A 15,759-nucleotide genomic window follows, 5' to 3' on the forward strand; every position below is an offset into this window, starting at 1 on the left:
GTGCTCCAAAATGATCTGAACGATGCCCGCAGCCTGACGCCGAAGTGCGTAAGGATCCTGGGAGCCAGTCGGAATAATACCGATGGAGAAGCATCCCACGATGGTGTCGATTTTATCCGCGATGCTCACGATGGAACCCACCATCGTGGAAGGCACCGAATCGCCGGCAAAGCGAGGCTGGTAATGCTCGAACACCGCTTTGGCTACATGCTCCTTCTCACCGGCTTTTCTTGCGTAATCCTCTCCCATGACCCCTTGCAATTCAGGGAATTCATAGACCATCTGCGTCACCAGATCGAATTTGCAAATATCGGCCGCACGGCTCACGGAATCCGCTGCGTCTGCAGAAACGTTAAGCTTCGCGGACAACTGATCCGAAATCCGGCGGATTCTGCGGACTTTATCGCCGATCGTCCCCAGCTCTTCATGGAAAACGATGCTCTCCAGCTTCGACAAGGCATCCTTGATCTGAAGCTTCTGGTCTTCCTCATAGAAGAATTTCGCATCCGATAACCGGGCCCGCAGCACCTTCTCGTTTCCTCTCGCAATCACGTCGAGGGAGCGGCTGTCCCCGCTGCGAACCGTTACGAAATACGGAAGCAATTGTCCCTGCTTATCCAGCACCGGGAAATACCGCTGATGCTCACGCATGGACGTAATCAATACTTCCTGCGGAATATGAAGGAATGAGGAGTCGAACGATCCGTACAGCACGGTTGGAGTTTCAACCAGGAACAATACCTCCTCAAGCAGGTCATCCTTGATCGCGATATTCCAGTCCTTCTCCTGGGCCAGCGCCTGGATTTGCGAAACGATCATCTCTTGGCGCTCATCCACATCGACGATAACATGCTGTTCGCGAAGCACGTCGCGGTAAGCAGATGCTTCCGGAATTACGGCTTCTCCGCCAAGGAAACGATGCCCGCGAGTTACGTTACCGGCCTTCACGCCCGTAATTTCCAGATCTACCGTCTCGCTGCCCAGCATCGCGACCATCCACTTAATCGGACGGACGAATTTGAATTCGTGCGCTCCCCAGCGCATGTTTTTCGGGAATGTCATCGAAGTCAGTATTCCAAGCAACCCTTCGGACAGGATGGACTTCGTATCCACGCCGACGCTATTCTTCGTCACGTAAATATACTCGACTCCGCCGAGCTCCTTAAACGTAAAGCTCTCGGGATCAACGCCCTGGCTTTTGGCAAAACCAAGAGCCGCCTTGCTCCACTGCCCGCTGTCATCAAGAGCGATCTTGCGGGAAGGCCCTTTCACTTCCTCGCTGACGTCCTCTTGTTTATCCGCAACGTTCTGAACCCATACCGCCAAGCGGCGCGGGGTAGCAAATGCCGTGACTTCGCCATGCGCGATTCTGGAAGCATCCAGCCATTTGACCAACTTGTCCTGAAGCTGCTCCATCGCGGCGCGCAGAAATCTCGCCGGCACTTCTTCCAGGCCGATTTCAAACAATAAATCCTTAGACATGCTCTGCGCCCCCTTTCTTAATCAGCGGGAAGCCCAGCTTCTCGCGCTCCTCCAAATACGTGGCAGCTACCTGACGAGCCAGGTTGCGCACGCGCATGATGTATCCCGTTCTCTCCGTTACGCTGATCGCGCCTCTGGCATCCAGAAGGTTGAACGTGTGCGAGCATTTCAGAACATAATCATAAGCGGGGAACACCAGTTGCTGGTTCATCGCTTTATTCGCTTCTTCCTCGTACATGTTAAACAGCGTAAACAGCATCTTCACGTCGGACACTTCAAAGGTATACTTCGAATGCTCGAATTCCGGCTGATGGAACACGTCTCCGTAGGTAATGCCGTCTACCCACTCCAGATCGAACACGTTCTCTTTATCCTGGATGTAGGATGCAAGGCGCTCCATGCCGTAGGTAATCTCCACAGCCACCGGATTGGCGTCAATGCCGCCAACCTGCTGGAAGTACGTAAACTGCGTGATCTCCATACCATCGAGCCATACTTCCCAGCCCAAGCCCCATGCACCGAGCGTTGGCGCTTCCCAGTTGTCCTCGACAAAACGGATGTCATGATCAAGCGGATTGATGCCAAGACGCTTCAAGCTCTCCAAATACAGCTCCTGGATATTGTCAGGCGAAGGTTTGAGAATGACCTGGAATTGGTGATGCTGATACAAACGGTTCGGGTTCTCCCCATAGCGGCCATCGGCCGGGCGACGGGAAGGCTCAACATAAGCCACGTTCCACGGCTCGGGCCCGATCGAACGCAAATACGTCATCGGGTTCATCGTACCGGCGCCTTTTTCCGTGTCGTACGGCTGCACGATGATGCAATTCTGTTCCGCCCAAAATTGCTGCAGCGTCAAAATCATCTGCTGGAAATTCATGATTTTAGCTCCTTTGTTTTCTTTTTCGAATCCAATCCATCATGCTTGCATTTCTCTGTACAACAAAAAGCTCTCGTCCTACGCCTGTTGTACAGACATAGGGACGAGAGCTGTAGCTTCCCGCGGTTCCACCCTACTTGGCCTTGCTTTCGCTGCCGACGATCTGACGATCTCCAGCGATATGCAAAACCCACTTTATCGTTACACCATGCTCCCGGGTGCCCTGTTCATGAATATCTCCCGCCAGGCTTCCACCGCCCCCGGCTCGCTATCATTGGATCGATTATTCACTACTTTCCCGTTCAATGCATGTCAGTATTCAAAAAACTAATAAACTGATAAATATAATACCTCATTCCATACTTTACGTCAAATGTTGTACTTGTCCATTTGGTCCAAAAAGTTTTGCGATTTCAAACGCAGCCCCAGCTGCATATCCATCAACGCTCGCATGACTTTTTTGAGCTCGGCCTTCGTTTCGTCCTTTACGTCTACATTGCCCAGCCGCCTCAAGTCCAGGCGTCCAAACAGGCGCAGCAGCTTCAGCGTTCTGGGCGAGATGGCCATCGCCGGCGGATCCAGATGTTTGCAGTAACGGCACAGCACGCCGCCAAGGCGGGGGCTCACCAGCATATCTTCGTCTTTTCTGGATTGATTGCATGAAATGCAAACATCCAGCTCCGGCCCGTACCCTGCCGCCTGCAAAATTTTCATCTCATACAGATTGATGATAATTTGGGGGTCCTTATCCTCCTGAAGGGCTTCCAGGCAGGCCTTGAGCTGATGAAACCAAAAAGCGCCCGTCTCCTCATCCTGCAGCACCCGATCCAAGAGCTCGCAGGCATAAGAAGCATAGGCGGCTTTTACAAGGTCCTCCCTGAGCCCGTGGTGAGATTCCATAATCTCGCCGGCGTTCAAGTTGCCAAGCCCGGTACCATTCCGGAAGAACACATATTCTCCATAAGTAAACAGCTGCGTCAGAGCAGCATGACGGCTTTTCACCTTCTTTGCTCCTCTGACCAGCACGCCTACCTTGCCCGATTCTTTGGTGCAAAGTGTAATGATTTTGTTCCCTTCACCGTAGTCCATGCTGCGGATGACAATCCCTTCCGCCCGATATAGCATGCGCTTTCCCCCAACCATTCCTGGAACAACCAATGATTACTCGTCTTCTTCATTCGGGGCCGCCTCGTCTTCAACGGATGCAGCTGCAAGGACCGATTCACCCTCGGCTTCCTTATACAGCAAATACGCATCGACATCTCCAGTCATCGCAAAATACTTCCACGAAAAATCTCGCATTCGTATTCATCCTCTCTTCGGAAATGACGTCTGCATCATCTACGAAAATTAGGATGTGCCTCTAGAGCAGATTTATGAGATGCAATTGTTGGCAGGCGACTGCCGCGTATGATTTTCCTCAAGAATCTGCACCGGCTTCATTATTCCCCGCGGTGAAATCCGAGATCGCGAAGAACGCGTTCTTGATTGCGCCAATCTTTTTTTACTTTAACCCAGAGCTCCAAGAAAATCTTGGACCCCAGCAGCCTTTGAATATCCTGGCGGGCCTGTCTGCCCACTTCTTTAAGCAGCGCCCCCTGCTTGCCGATAATGATGCCCTTCTGGGAATCGCGTTCTACGAAAATAACGGCGGAAATATAGACGGTTCCGTTCTCTTCGACCCGCATATCCTCGATGGTGACTGCGATGGAATGAGGCACTTCCTCCCTGGTCATGTGCAAAATTTTCTCGCGAATCAGCTCGGCGCATACGAATTGCTCCGGATGATCCGTCACTTGGTCCTCAGGATAGTACTGCGGGCCTGGCGGCAAATACTTCTGGATCTGCTCGAGCAGCGTGTTCACATTGCTGCCGAGCTTCGCAGAAATCGGGACGATTTCTGCAAAATCATGCAGCTTCCGATATTGCTCGATCAGAGGCAGCAGAGCGGGCGGCTCAATCTTGTCGATTTTGTTCATCACCAGGATGATCGGCGTCTTGATTTTCTGCAGCTGCTCGGCGATATACCGGTCTCCCCCGCCGATGCCCTCGGACGCGTCAACCAGGAACAATGCCGCTTCAACCTCACCCAATGTGCTCAAAGCGGTCTGATTCATATAATCTCCGAGCTTGGACTGACGCTTATGGATGCCCGGCGTATCCAGAAAGACCACTTGGGAATCCGAGGTCGTATAAACGCCATGGATTTTGTTTCTTGTCGTTTGCGGCTTGTCCGACATGATGGCGATTTTCTGGCCGATCACTTGGTTCATCAGCGTCGATTTGCCTACGTTCGGTCTACCGATAATTGCCACAAAACCGGATTTAAATTGTTTTTTTTCATACCATGCCTCCGTTACGGTTCCGTATCTGCGTGTTGTGTACTACATGATTCCGTACAATATGATTTGGAGTCTTACTGCTTGTTTAAATCCCATGGACCGAACGCCCCCGGCAGCAGTTCGCTGACGGTCGTCTCCTTGATGTCGCCCTTCATGTTGCCCATAATGACCTTCATATCCGGCTTGCACAGCTCCACCAGCACTTGTCGGCATACGCCGCACGGCGTGCACGGGCCGTCCGTATCCGCAACGATGGCAATCGCTTGGAAGCTCCCCGCTTCATGACCGTCGGCAATCGCCCGGAACAATGCCGTGCGCTCCGCGCAATTGGTCGGTCCGTAGGCGGCATTCTCCACGTTGCAGCCCAAATGCACCTGTCCGCGAGAATCCAGCAGGGCCGCTCCCACGCCGAATTTCGAATAAGGAATGTACGCCCGCGTGCGCGCTTTAATCGCTTCTTGCATCAACAAACCTGCATCCATGTCTAGTTCCTCCTATATCGTTCAGCTTGTTAAAGATTGTATCCATTCCCATACCGGTTCATAGAAGACCAGAATGCCGATCACGACGGCAAACGCCGCTGCAACGAATGCTGCACCGGCTGCCGTATCCTTAGCCACCCGGGCTAACTCATGTTCATCTGGCGAGATCAAATCGATGATGGCCTCCACCGCGGTATTGACCAGCTCCGCAATGAATACAATGGAAACCACCAATAGCAAAAATAACCAGCTGATTCGATCCAATTGCAGCAAAGCTGCTGCGATGAACACGATCAAGGCAGCAGCAATGTGGATTTTCATATTGCGTTCCGTTTGTACAGCCGTCAAGATGCCTCGTATAGCGCATCTAAAAGCCCTGTATAACGATTGTCTGTGCGGCTTCACTATCTTGTCAATCCTACTTCGGCAAGTACGGCTTCCTGTTTGCCCATCATTTCGGCTTCGCTTGCCTCATCCTGATGGTCATATCCGAGCAAGTGAAGAAATCCGTGAACAAACAGAAAACCCAGCTCACGCTCCAGGGAGTGACCGTATTCTTCGCTTTGCAGCTTCGCCCGGGGGACCGAAATAATGATATCGCCCAGTACATCCGGCACGCTCTCCAGCTCTTCTCCCTCTTCCAGCTCATAAATGATCTCGAGCTCATCGTTCGTTATTTCATTCATTGCAAAGGAGAGCACGTCGGTCGGACGATCGATTCCCCGGTACTCCCGGTTCAATTCATGGATCCCTTCATCATCGACAAAGGTCAGATCAACCTCGCCATCGGTTACGCCTTCAGCCTCTCCGGCCTTCTGCAGAATCGCTTCAAGCAGGGCGATCAATTCCTCGCTAATCTGAAAATCCTCTTGTTCATTATTCCATGCCAGCTGCAGGCTCATTCTTATACGCTCCTTCTCTGTTCCTCACTCGTTGCGGACGTCTCCGATGCGGTCGAGCCTTCGCCGTTCGGCGCGGGCAGTTTGGGACGCTTCACATCCTCCGGATATTCGATCCGGGAATGGAAAATCCCCATCACCGTCTCCTTTAACGTCTTGGCGATGATGTCCAGTTCCTTCATCGTTAAATCGCAATCATTAAACTGATGGTCATCCAGACGCCCCTTGATAATCTTCTCGATCATCGATTCGACCTGTTCGACCGTTGGCTTACGCAATGATCGGACGGCCGCTTCCACGCTGTCGGCGATGCCGACAATCGCAGACTCCTTGGATTGGGCCTTCGGCCCCGGATAGCGGAAATCATCCTCCGTGAAATCCGGCTCGACGCCCTGCTCTTCCGCCTGGCGAACCGCCTTATGATAGAAATAGTGTAAAAACGTGGTGCCATGATGCTGCTCCGCAATATCCCTTATCGGTTTGGGCAGCTTGTACTCCTTGAGCATCTCCACGCCATCCCTTGCATGCGCTACGATAATGGATTTGCTCAGCTTCGGTTCTATGGAATCATGCGGATTCTCCATATTGTTCTGATTCTCGATGAAATAGATCGGGCGCTTGGTTTTTCCGATATCGTGATAATAAGAACCGACGCGGCACAGCAGTCCGTTGGCGCCAATCGCTTCCGCAGCAGCCTCGGATAAGTTACCGACCATGACGCTGTGATGGTATGTGCCCGGCGTCTCTGTCAGCAGTTTACGGAGTAGCGGATGGTTCGGATTTGACAATTCAACCAGCTTCAGCGCCGAGAGAATGCCGAAGGTGACTTCAAAGAACGGCATGAGCCCGATAACCAGGATCGCCGTTAACAGTCCGCCCGCGATGGCAAAGCCGATCGAATACAGCGTTTCCGTCGTAGTCCACGTGTCGTTATTGAGCAGCAGCATAATGAACACGATCAAGGCGCCGAAGAGAGAAGCCATGATGCCGCCCTTCAGCATCGTCGACCTCTGGCTTGCGCGGTGGATCGAGAAGATCGCCACGCAGGAAGTCACGGCTGCGAATAACCCGAACTTGAAGTCGAACAGTTCCCCTTGAACGTTCAATATGACGCTTGCCATGATGCTGAAGATAATGACGCTGAAATAGGCAAGCGAGGTCTCCAGCAGCAGGGTAACCAGAATCGCGCCGATCGCGACAGGCGCCAAATACCCCACGTACATCTGAGAATCGCTCTGCAGAAATGCGGTCAAATGCATGGTGATCAGCGTGATGACGTACACCAGGACCAGCATCAGCAGCTGCGAGTTATTGTATTTGAATTTGCCCGGCTCCGACTGCCGGATGAACGTCAGTATGCCGAGGGACAGCAAAACGGACAGGAGCAAAACGCCAAGCTCCGGCCAATAGTTGATGTCGTCCTTCAGCAGCCCGTTCTTGCCGAGCAGCTCGTACAGCTCCGGCGTGATGAGCTGACCCTTTGCCACAAGGATGTCCCCCTGTTTGATAAAGACGGGCGGGGTATTCTCGCGAGCTTCAACCTTCGCATTCTTCGTGGCGACCTCGTCATAGAACTTGTTGGCCGTAATCGTTAAGCTCGCCAGTTCCTGAACGACTTCCCTGGCGGTCCGATCGTTCAACGAGCTGGTGTTCACTCGTTCCGCCACGCGGGTGCGGGCCGTGTCGGCATCCACGATCTCGTTCAGCATCAGCCTGGAGACGATCTCGCGGGCTACGGGCTTCATCTGGATAATATCTTCCGAATTCAACCGCGGTATCTTAATGAACGTTTCCTCGGGAATCCGATAGGTTTGTTCTTCGATAACCCGCTGCATTTCCTGAAGCAGCTCTTTGGAGTAGGCTTCATTCGTGCTGTTGGCCGACACGAAATTTTGCACGAATTCTCTGGCCATCCGCGGAATTTCTTTGCGATAAATTTCCACCTTTTCGGCGGAGCTGATATCCACGTCCTGGTTCAACCGTTCAATGCGGTCAAGGATCTGAGTAACCAGAACGTCGTTCCGCAGCGGGACGAGAGGGTAAATCGGCTGGACGTTCTCCGCCGCCGCCTCCTGTGCCTTCAGCGTCGCCTTGCTGTCCTCGATTTGAACGGGCGCCACGATATTCTTTTCGCTTTTCGTATTGACCTGGATGTCATAGCGTTCCGGCAAAAGCTTGGATGCTAGACTGATATAAAAGAGCAAAGCAAGCAGCAGAAACAGAATATAGCGTGTTGCCACGCTATATTTCCATCCGCTGTTTTTACTCCACATGGACTTGTCCGTCGATGGTTCTTTGGAGGCCATTGCGACAATCCCCTTTAATCTTGGTTTTCTGCTGCTTTATCATAAGCGACGATGATTTTTTGTACTAAGGAATGACGTACAACATCCTGTTCGGCGAAATAGACGAATCCGACTTCCTCAATTCCGCTTAATATCGTTTTAGCTTCGATAAGTCCTGATTTTTTCCCCCGCGGCAGGTCAATCTGGGTCACGTCCCCTGTAATGACCATCTTCGAACCGAATCCGAGCCGGGTCAGAAACATCTTCATCTGTTCCGGCGTGGTGTTCTGTGCTTCATCCAAAATAATAAACGAGTCGTCCAGCGTCCGTCCGCGCATGTACGCGAGCGGCGCGATTTCGATCAACCCGCGCTCCAGCGCCTTGGCCGTTTGATCCGGGCCCATAACGTCGTATAAGGCATCGTACAAAGGTCTCAGATAAGGGTCAACCTTCTCTTGCAGGTCTCCAGGCAGGAAGCCCAGGCTCTCTCCGGCCTCCACTGCTGGCCTTGTCAGAATGATCCTTTTGACAGATCCTTCCTTCAGCGCGGCTACGGCCAGAACGACGGCCAAATAGGTCTTCCCTGTTCCGGCAGGACCGATGCCGAATACGATGTCCCGCTTCTTGATGGTGGTCACATAGTGCTTCTGGCCGATGGTTTTTACTCGAATAGGCTTACCTTTGAAGGTTGTCGTAATCTCGCCTTTGTACAGATCCAGCAGCTGATCAGCCCTCAGATCCTTGGCAAGTTCTACAGCATAAAGAATATCGCGCTCGGTCAAAATGTAGCCGTTGCGCACAAGCTGGAGCAGCACTTCAAACAGCTGCTGAAGACTCTCCACATTTCGATGTTGTCCCCGAATCGTGATGACGGCTTCCCGTGAATCGATCGTCGCAGGAATCTCTTTTTCGATTAATTTTAGAAATGTATCTTGTGGTCCGAATAAGGACAGACCTTCTGACGCGCTTTGAAGTAAAATTTGAATGCTGGTCGTTTGCTGTGACAAATAGCCTCATTCTCCTTGATCGTATACTATGGGAAGTTCTTTCGCGATGGTCTCTTCCACCTCAAAAAGCACTTTCATATAAACTTTACCATTCTCTTTCTTATCATGCAAAATTTTTTGGCTTACGAATCTTGAATCGGTCCCATATTTCGCCAAAATATCGCGGCGCGCCCCCTCGATTCCCTCTTTTTTGGCTTCATCCTCGGTAATGGTCCGCTGGACCTCTGTGACCTCCATGATTTTTTCCGTCATCCAGCCGAGCGGCAGCACGCGCGTCCTCCAAGTCAGCGGATCATAGAAGGTCAGGGTCTCCTGCTGCGAATACGGGATTTCCCCGTAGCCCCACAACTGAACGGCACGATCACCAAATACGATATAGGAACGCTTCTTACCTTCGCCCGTATAGACCTTATGCGTTTTCACCAACGGAATTTCGATATCGTATTCATGCCATACCAGGCCCCTCACTTCCCCTTTGGCTACGACTCTCTCCGAATTCTCCTCATCCCCAAGAACCCCGGAGATCAGAATGTCGCCCTTCTTCACGCGGCTGTTGATCCCTACTTTAGGAACCCCCTTCTCTGCGTACATTTGAGTAATTACCGCGTCCTGGGTACTGATCATATGCCTTGGGCTCTGGAGAGGCGGTTTCTCCGGCACGGCTGCCTCGACGATCTGAATGCGTATGCGCGTCCCGTTGCGTTCCACCCCTACCCAAGAGGTTCCCGGAAGACGGACGGTCAAATTGCCGGACAGCTTGTCCATCGATTGCAGCTTAAATATCCATTGAAACGGATAAATGCCCTCCTGTTTGGCCGCATCCAGTACATCTTCCGACGCAATCGTTTCATTGCCCTCGACCTCCACGTTCCATACCATGGACGAAAGCGTCAGCAGAATCATAAAAAACGCAACGACGCCGATAACAAAAGCTTTGCGTTTGAACAAACGTCGTGCTTGAAAAGGATAACCAAACCGCTCCTTGATGCGCGTACGACAGCCTGTCCGTTTTAACAGCGGACGGAGCCCTTTGAAATCTTTCAGCAGCAGCTTAAACTCTGCTGAATGCGCCCCTGTCGGTGTTACGTCCCAAACCGGGGTCCCGGCCTCCGCCAATGAATTGATGAATGCTTCCACATGCTCACCGCGAACGGCGAGCTTCAAATATCCTCGAAGATGGATCATCGTCGGAATCTTCACGGTTTCTCCCCCAATCCTATGTATTGAATATTATGAATGGTGCCAATGATGGTCACTTCGTGGCTTTGAATGGCCTGAATCGCAAGCCCGGTCCCGGAAATCTCCAAAGAACCCTGCGTTAATGACAACACAAGTCGTTCCTCGGAAAAATGCCGGACTCCGCGATGGTTTTCGATATGCAGCTCTTTATTGCCAATCAGGGTCAACCGCGGTAAATCAAATAACAGGTCCTGTGGCAAATCAAGCATTTCTTGGGTCCATTTCTGCAGCTTGCGGCTGATGCGGGACATATGGAGACTTTCCCCCTTCCTGTACTGTACACCTTATGCCCCAGGCAGCCGTTTTATGAGATGAAAAGTAAAAAGACCGCCCCGTCAAAAATCTGACGAGGCGGTCTCCCGCTTCTATGAATCTATTAACAGCAGCTAATTTCGTAAAACTCACCCAATCTTAGTTTCTGAAACCCTCAAAGCGTCCGAAGATTACCGGCGAGAGTTCATGGAGCGTTTGGCACGCGGGGGTCCCAAAATTTCGGCCCAAACAATGCCGTTTCGAGCCTGTTCTGCAAGATTCGATCGACTGCTCCTAGTCTGTTCGCGATTTTCATCTTGGCTTTCGACAACAGTTTCAGGTAATGCGATGGTCATCCGATTCAAATTAGAGTGAATCCGGTTCAAGTCCTTCTCCATCATCTCGATTCTATGATCTATGCTGTCAGGGTGGAACCTCATCTCTTCCTCACGTCTCGCTCGATCAATCTCTTGATGTTCAAGAGAGTATCCGTTCCCGGTATCCGTTTCTTCTTCATCCAACCGCTCGATCCGGGTGCTTTCCTGAACAGGCGGACGGGAGACTTGTGGAGCCGTCTGTACCCGTCTTGCTTCAGGCCGCTGTGACCGCTGCTGCCCCGGTCTTGCAGGACGGTCCCCTTCGCCGCCGAAGGATGGCATACGAGGGTTTTTCCCCTCCTCGGGGTTCTTTCCCCTTCTTCCGAGGGCGGAGATAATGAAGAAGCCTATAACAGCTACAATGTAAAAATTTTCGATTAACCAGCTCACTATAGGCTCACCTCATCGTGGTTACTTGGTTTTGTTGTCTCCGGAGTTGTCATTATTCTCACCCATCTTACCGAAGGAACCTCTCATTTGCGTATCGGCTTCGATATTCTTCAGGTTCATATAATCCATCACGCCCAGCTGGCCGCTGCGAAGCGCTTCTGCCATCGCCAGCGGAACTTGAGATTCCGATTCCACGACGCGTGCTCTCATCTCTACGACGCGAGCCTTCATCTCCTGCTCTTGGGCTACTGCCATAGCGCGGCGTTCTTCCGCCTTCGCTTGGGCAATGCGCTTGTCGGCTTCGGCCTGTTCGGTCTGCAGGTAAGCACCGATGTTTTTGCCTACATCCACGTCCGCGATATCAATAGACAGAATCTCAAACGCTGTTCCTGCGTCGAGTCCCTTGGACAGAACCGTTCTTGAGATCAGGTCCGGATTTTCAAGAACATCTTTATGCGAATTACTGGAACCTACCGTCGTTACGATACCTTCACCGACACGAGCAATAATCGTCTCTTCGCCAGCACCCCCGACCAAACGGTCAATGTTGGCACGTACCGTTACACGTGCTTTAACTTTGACTTCAATACCGTCTTTTGCTACGGCTGCTACTACCGGCGTTTCAATCACGCGCGGGTTAACGCTCATTTGCACCGCCTGCAGTACATCGCGTCCGGCAAGGTCGATCGCAGCAGCTCTTTCAAACTCGAGCGGAATATTCGCGCGTTGGGCTGCAATCAAGGCATTGACCACCCGGTCTACGTTACCACCTGCTAGATAGTGACTCTCCAGCTGGTTGATGTTAAGACCAAGTCCTGCCTTGGTTGCCTTGATGAGCGGATTCACAATCCGGCTTGGCGTTACGCGCCGCAGGCGCATGGCCACCAATGTAATAATCCCGATGCGCACACCGGAAGCGAGCGCCGAGATCCAGAGCATTAACGGGAAAAAACTGAAAAACACGCTAAGCAGGATAATCGCGACAACCCCGATTAGAAGAATCGGTACCAAAGAACCATCCAATTCCATATTCGTTTACCCTCCAATATTGAATATTTGCCTTCATCACGTAGAACGTTTAAACACGGGCTCTTTTAATACTACACAATTCCGCGCAGAGGTTCACCCTTTTTCTTCCTCTACCACAATTCGGGTGCCGTCCGTCTTGATGACGCGGACCGGTCGGCCGGAATCGATGAATCCGCCAAGGGTAACCACATCAAGGCGCCGTCCCTCAAGTTCCATCGTTCCAGCCGGCCGTAGCGGCGTAATCGAAGTTCCAACCAGGCCGATCAGCACATCCCTGTCTTCATTCGGAACATACCCCTGTTCCTTCGATAAGCTGTCACTGAGTATGAACTTGCGCCATACTCCCCGTTCCTTGAATACGAGGGCAACCACAATGATGGCCACCAGGGCCGATGCCGCTGCAACCCCGAGGGACAGAGCAACATGAGAGGTGCTATAGGCCGCCATGACGACGCCGGCAATCAAGCTGGCTGAGCCTATGATGCCCAGTATCCCGAAGCTTGGCACAAACAGCTCCATCGCCAGCATCACGATACCGATCACAAACAGCAGCCAGGTCTCCCAACCGGCAAAACCGGCCACCTGGTTGCCGAAGAAATAAAGCACGAATGCAACCACGCCAAGAATCCCCGGCACGCCGAATCCAGGAACAATGACTTCGATAATCACGCCGGCGATACCGATGAACAACAGCAGCGTCATGACCCCGGGATGCGTAAGAAATGTAGCCAGCTTCTCCGAGAAAGTCGGCTCCATCCGGAATACGTCCTGCGTGGAATAGTCCATCCATGTGATGACCTCTTCGGTGCTGTTCGCAATCGTGTCCGCATAACCTGTCTTCAGCGCTTCATCATGCGTCAAGGATATAATCTCTCCAGGCTGCTTCGTCAAACCGATTTCAGGCATGTCGACCTTCAGATTGATATCTGCCATGCCCATCGCGATTTCTTTGTTTCGACCACCCGCTTCGGCAGCTCCTGCCATTTTGCTCTTCCACCAGGAAACCAGCTTGGCATCCTCGATCCGATTGCCTCTGGCATCCACCATGTAAGCCGCGCCAATCATGCTGCCCTCGGACATGGCAATCTTGTCTGCATTGAGTGCGATGTAACTGCCGGCCGATGCCGCATCGCCCGTAATGTAAGCCACGATCGGAATCTCGCTGTCCTTCATCAGGGTGGCAATTTCACCCGCTTGGTCGACAAGACCGCCCGGCGTATCGATTTCCAGGACGATGAGTCCTGCCGCCATTTCCTTGGCTTCCTTAAAACCGCGCTCCATAAAGCTGGTTAAGCCGCGTTCGATCGGCTGCTTCACCGGAATGACGTACACCGACCCGATGTTAGCCGCCATCGCGGATTTCATCGGTGCTGCATACATTCCGATCGATATCAGCATCATCACGACGGCTGCCGTTAACGTCAGAAATCTGCGCATCCTCAACTTTCCACTCATTTTTCCCCCTCCTTTTCGACTTCATTCGGCCACCCCTACCCTCATTTCGACAAAACGGGTTCAGCGGCCTGCCTCTTGCATAAGCATATGTATCTACTTGCACTCATATGGTAGTTAATACGAACCAGAAACGATTTCGTTTCAAAAAGTATGCCCATCCATGGAAAAAACCATCGATCAAGGCGCTTCGGCTTCTCCAAGCCCTGCTCCTTCACGGCAAAGAAAAAACACCCCTTGAGAAAACAAGGGGTGTTTCACTTATGTTGTTACAGAAATTGTTGAACAACTTGATTGACAAGCTTTCCGTCTGCACGCCCTTTAACTTTCGGCATGAGAGCGCTCATTACTTTACCCATCTCGGCTTTTGAAGAAGCACCGGTTTCCTGGATGGTCTGCTGTACAATGACTTTAATTTCTTCTTCAGTAAGCTGTTCCGGGAGGTAGGCGCTAAGGAGCTCAATTTCTGCTTTTGCATCGGCGGCAAGATCGTCGCGTCCCGCTTTTTCAAATTCTTGGAGGGCATCTTTGCGCTGTTTGATTTCACGACTAAAAATATCAAGCACTTCGTTGTCATCCAAACTTCGTTTCAAATCTATTTCAAGATTTTTTATCGTCGAACGAACCATTCGAATCGTTGAGAGTTTGAACTTGTCCTTACTCTTCATCGCTTGCTTCATATCTTCGTTCAATCGTTCGCTAAGATTCATGCTAGTTCAGATCCTCCTAAAACTTTCTCTTACGAGCAGCCTCGGACTTTTTCTTGCGCTTTACGCTTGGCTTTTCATAATGCTTGCGTTTCTTCACTTCAGCCAATACGCCATCTTTAGCAATGGAACGCTTGAAGCGACGAAGTGCAGCATCAATTGTCTCGTTTTTGCGAACTTTAGTTTCAGACACCAGTTTTCCCTCCCTCCGACCAGACCGTCCAAGAGCATTAACACGGTTCATCAAACTTCATTATAGGGCAAACCGAAATAGGGTGTCAACCTTGGGCGTTTAATTTACGATAGTCCGTGCAATTGAAACACCCCCGCGGCGGCCATGCGCTGCGAGGCTGATATATTTCTTCCTATGCAAGAAATTATGTATGAGCCGGGGAAATGCCGGTTAATGCGCCTAAGCGGCGTCCGCCCATCAGGTGATAGTGCACGTGGAACACCGTTTGTTCCCCATCGCGACCGCAGTTGTTGATTAACCGATAACCGCTCTCCGCAATGCCCAGCTTGGCCGCGGCCTCTTTAGCCGCTTTGTGCATCTCGCCAATCAGCAGCAGGTCCTCATCCTCGATATCGTTCATGGAAGCGATATGCTTCTTCGGAATGATCAAGACATGAACCGGCGCTTCCGGGTTGATGTTTTGAAATACGAGCACCTTATCATTCTCGAGTATCTTCGTGGAAGGAAGCTCACCCTCTACGATTTTACAAAAAACACAATCCATTCGCGGTTACCCCTTTCATACGTGTACATGCTTTTATCATATAAGAAAACGGGCAGTGCGTCCAATCGATGGAAGATGATCCATAAAAAAAAGAGAAGCACCCCTGGAACGCAGCTGTCCAGTAAGGAGGCGCTTCATCACGAGAGCAAGGGAAAAGAAAGGAATCTCTCATGATCAAGCGCCAGCCCGGTGCTTCTTC

17 protein-coding genes and 1 pseudogene are annotated in these 15,759 nt (G+C 51.6%); all 18 read right to left on the reverse strand.

Annotated features, from left to right (window positions below; all coding sequences use genetic code 11):
• A partial coding sequence (glyS, locus tag HMPREF9412_RS07295) for a glycine--tRNA ligase subunit beta (RefSeq protein WP_009590789.1) occupies positions 1 to 1,482 on the reverse strand: 1,482 nt, incomplete at its 3' end.
• On the reverse strand, positions 1,475 to 2,362 hold the full coding sequence (glyQ, locus tag HMPREF9412_RS07300; protein ID WP_009590803.1) for a glycine--tRNA ligase subunit alpha: 888 nt from the start codon (positions 2,360 to 2,362) through the stop codon (positions 1,475 to 1,477). The genes glyQ and glyS, both read right to left, overlap by 8 nt.
• Positions 2,363 to 2,731: 369 nt before the next feature.
• Positions 2,732 to 3,487, reverse strand: coding sequence for a DNA repair protein RecO (gene recO / locus HMPREF9412_RS07305; protein ID WP_009590819.1), 756 nt, complete (start codon positions 3,485 to 3,487; stop codon positions 2,732 to 2,734).
• A gap of 36 nt (positions 3,488 to 3,523) precedes the next feature.
• The gene (locus HMPREF9412_RS32000; protein ID WP_009590824.1) at positions 3,524 to 3,664 is read right to left on the reverse strand and encodes a YqzL family protein; all 141 of its coding nucleotides are present in this window, start codon (positions 3,662 to 3,664) and stop codon (positions 3,524 to 3,526) included.
• A gap of 140 nt (positions 3,665 to 3,804) precedes the next feature.
• A pseudogene (era, locus tag HMPREF9412_RS07310) lies at positions 3,805 to 4,701 on the reverse strand (GTPase Era); the annotation flags it as partial.
• A 77-nt stretch (positions 4,702 to 4,778) separates the two neighbouring features.
• On the reverse strand, positions 4,779 to 5,186 hold the full coding sequence (gene cdd, locus HMPREF9412_RS07315; RefSeq protein ID WP_009590810.1) for a cytidine deaminase: 408 nt from the start codon (positions 5,184 to 5,186) through the stop codon (positions 4,779 to 4,781).
• 21 nt (positions 5,187 to 5,207) lie between these two features.
• Positions 5,208 to 5,591, reverse strand: a complete 384-nt coding sequence (locus HMPREF9412_RS07320; protein ID WP_036671583.1) for a diacylglycerol kinase family protein — start codon at positions 5,589 to 5,591, stop codon at positions 5,208 to 5,210.
• Entirely contained in the window at positions 5,591 to 6,088 is a 498-nt protein-coding gene (ybeY, locus tag HMPREF9412_RS07325; protein WP_009590805.1) for an rRNA maturation RNase YbeY, read from the reverse strand. The genes HMPREF9412_RS07320 and ybeY overlap by 1 nt, the downstream gene beginning before the upstream one ends.
• A gap of 2 nt (positions 6,089 to 6,090) precedes the next feature.
• Positions 6,091 to 8,391: an HD family phosphohydrolase gene (locus tag HMPREF9412_RS07330; protein ID WP_009590791.1), complete on the reverse strand. Its 2,301-nt coding sequence runs from the start codon at positions 8,389 to 8,391 to the stop codon at positions 6,091 to 6,093.
• Between the two features lie 14 nt (positions 8,392 to 8,405).
• Positions 8,406 to 9,377, reverse strand: a complete 972-nt coding sequence (locus HMPREF9412_RS07335; RefSeq protein ID WP_009590792.1) for a PhoH family protein — start codon at positions 9,375 to 9,377, stop codon at positions 8,406 to 8,408.
• Positions 9,378 to 9,383: 6 nt separating this feature from the next.
• Entirely contained in the window at positions 9,384 to 10,577 is a 1,194-nt protein-coding gene (gene yqfD, locus HMPREF9412_RS07340; RefSeq protein ID WP_009590823.1) for a sporulation protein YqfD, read from the reverse strand.
• The gene (gene yqfC, locus HMPREF9412_RS07345) at positions 10,574 to 10,867 is read right to left on the reverse strand and encodes a sporulation protein YqfC (RefSeq protein WP_009590797.1); all 294 of its coding nucleotides are present in this window, start codon (positions 10,865 to 10,867) and stop codon (positions 10,574 to 10,576) included. The genes yqfD and yqfC overlap by 4 nt, the downstream gene beginning before the upstream one ends.
• 192 nt (positions 10,868 to 11,059) lie before the next feature.
• Entirely contained in the window at positions 11,060 to 11,527 is a 468-nt protein-coding gene (locus tag HMPREF9412_RS07350) for a hypothetical protein (RefSeq protein WP_254664014.1), read from the reverse strand.
• Between the two features lie 129 nt (positions 11,528 to 11,656).
• On the reverse strand, positions 11,657 to 12,664 hold the full coding sequence (gene floA / locus HMPREF9412_RS07355) for a flotillin-like protein FloA (RefSeq protein ID WP_009590804.1): 1,008 nt from the start codon (positions 12,662 to 12,664) through the stop codon (positions 11,657 to 11,659).
• Between the two features lie 93 nt (positions 12,665 to 12,757).
• Positions 12,758 to 14,119 (reverse strand): NfeD family protein, encoded by a 1,362-nt coding sequence (locus HMPREF9412_RS07360; protein ID WP_009590779.1) that lies wholly within the window; start codon positions 14,117 to 14,119, stop codon positions 12,758 to 12,760.
• 266 nt (positions 14,120 to 14,385) lie between these two features.
• The gene (locus HMPREF9412_RS07365) at positions 14,386 to 14,826 is read right to left on the reverse strand and encodes a GatB/YqeY domain-containing protein (RefSeq protein WP_006209020.1); all 441 of its coding nucleotides are present in this window, start codon (positions 14,824 to 14,826) and stop codon (positions 14,386 to 14,388) included.
• 16 nt (positions 14,827 to 14,842) lie between these two features.
• On the reverse strand, positions 14,843 to 15,016 hold the full coding sequence (gene rpsU, locus HMPREF9412_RS07370) for a 30S ribosomal protein S21 (protein ID WP_005547957.1): 174 nt from the start codon (positions 15,014 to 15,016) through the stop codon (positions 14,843 to 14,845).
• Between the two features lie 184 nt (positions 15,017 to 15,200).
• The gene (locus tag HMPREF9412_RS07375) at positions 15,201 to 15,560 is read right to left on the reverse strand and encodes a histidine triad nucleotide-binding protein (protein WP_009590808.1); all 360 of its coding nucleotides are present in this window, start codon (positions 15,558 to 15,560) and stop codon (positions 15,201 to 15,203) included.
• Positions 15,561 to 15,759 lie beyond the last annotated feature (199 nt).

Origin of the sequence: Paenibacillus sp. HGF5 (assembly GCF_000204455.1) — a bacterium.
In the GTDB taxonomy this organism is placed as follows: Bacteria; Bacillota; Bacilli; order Paenibacillales; family Paenibacillaceae; genus Paenibacillus_AQ; species Paenibacillus_AQ lautus_A.

Excerpts from the sequence above, each read along its gene's own strand:
- ybeY (WP_009590805.1), bottom strand. The coding sequence starts at position 6,088 with ATGAGCCTGCAGCTGGCATGGAATAATGAACAAGAGGATTTTCAGATT.
- recO (WP_009590819.1), bottom strand. The coding sequence starts at position 3,487 with ATGCTATATCGGGCGGAAGGGATTGTCATCCGCAGCATGGACTACGGT.
- floA (WP_009590804.1), bottom strand. The coding sequence starts at position 12,664 with ATGGAATTGGATGGTTCTTTGGTACCGATTCTTCTAATCGGGGTTGTC.
- HMPREF9412_RS07360 (WP_009590779.1), bottom strand. The coding sequence starts at position 14,119 with ATGAGTGGAAAGTTGAGGATGCGCAGATTTCTGACGTTAACGGCAGCC.
- HMPREF9412_RS07365 (WP_006209020.1), bottom strand. The coding sequence starts at position 14,826 with ATGAATCTTAGCGAACGATTGAACGAAGATATGAAGCAAGCGATGAAG.
- yqfC (WP_009590797.1), bottom strand. The coding sequence starts at position 10,867 with ATGTCCCGCATCAGCCGCAAGCTGCAGAAATGGACCCAAGAAATGCTT.
- HMPREF9412_RS07330 (WP_009590791.1), bottom strand. The coding sequence starts at position 8,391 with ATGGCCTCCAAAGAACCATCGACGGACAAGTCCATGTGGAGTAAAAAC.
- cdd (WP_009590810.1), bottom strand. The coding sequence starts at position 5,186 with ATGGATGCAGGTTTGTTGATGCAAGAAGCGATTAAAGCGCGCACGCGG.
- HMPREF9412_RS07350 (WP_254664014.1), bottom strand. The coding sequence starts at position 11,527 with ATGCCATCCTTCGGCGGCGAAGGGGACCGTCCTGCAAGACCGGGGCAG.
- HMPREF9412_RS32000 (WP_009590824.1), bottom strand. The coding sequence starts at position 3,664 with ATGCGAGATTTTTCGTGGAAGTATTTTGCGATGACTGGAGATGTCGAT.
- glyQ (WP_009590803.1), bottom strand. The coding sequence starts at position 2,362 with ATGAATTTCCAGCAGATGATTTTGACGCTGCAGCAATTTTGGGCGGAA.
- HMPREF9412_RS07375 (WP_009590808.1), bottom strand. The coding sequence starts at position 15,560 with ATGGATTGTGTTTTTTGTAAAATCGTAGAGGGTGAGCTTCCTTCCACG.